The following is a 385-nucleotide window of genomic DNA, read 5'->3' as shown; positions in this document are numbered from 1 at the left end:
GACGAGGAGCAAACCGTCCTACATCCGCCGGTGCAGTTGCAAATCAGCGGGATGACCTGCGCTGCGTGCGCCACAACGATCGTGAAAAGGCTGTCCCGCATTGACGGGGTGCACGCGAGTGTCAATTTCGCCTCTGAGCGGGCGACGGTAACTGGCATGGGCGTCAAGGATGCGATAGCCGCTGTCAAGGATGCCGGCTACACCGCAGCCCTGCTCTCCGACATCGATCTAGCAGCCGAGGCAGAGCGCCGCATCACCATGTTAAGGCGCCGCCTCATTGTGGCCGTGCTCCTGACCTTGCCCCTCATGGACATCGGCCTGGTCTTAGCTTTGGAACCACAATTACGTTTCCCCGCGTGGGACTGGCTACTCGTCTCCCTCTCCC

The 385-nt window shown here is 61.3% G+C and carries 1 protein-coding gene and 1 pseudogene; both read left to right on the top strand.

All coding sequences use genetic code 11. From position 1 onward, the window contains the following. Positions 1–51 precede the first annotated feature (51 nt). Positions 52–141: pseudogene (locus FNJ47_RS55010) on the top strand (cation transporter); the annotation flags it as partial. 15 nt (positions 142–156) lie between these two features. Then, positions 157–385: hypothetical protein (locus tag FNJ47_RS52165; RefSeq protein WP_236000610.1), on the top strand; the 229-nt coding region annotated here is incomplete at its 3' end.

The organism is Bradyrhizobium uaiense (assembly GCF_010811875.1).
Taxonomy (GTDB): domain Bacteria; phylum Pseudomonadota; class Alphaproteobacteria; order Rhizobiales; family Xanthobacteraceae; genus Bradyrhizobium; species Bradyrhizobium uaiense.
Note: the sequence above shows the minus strand (reverse complement) of the source record. Positions and strands in the feature narration are given on the sequence as shown.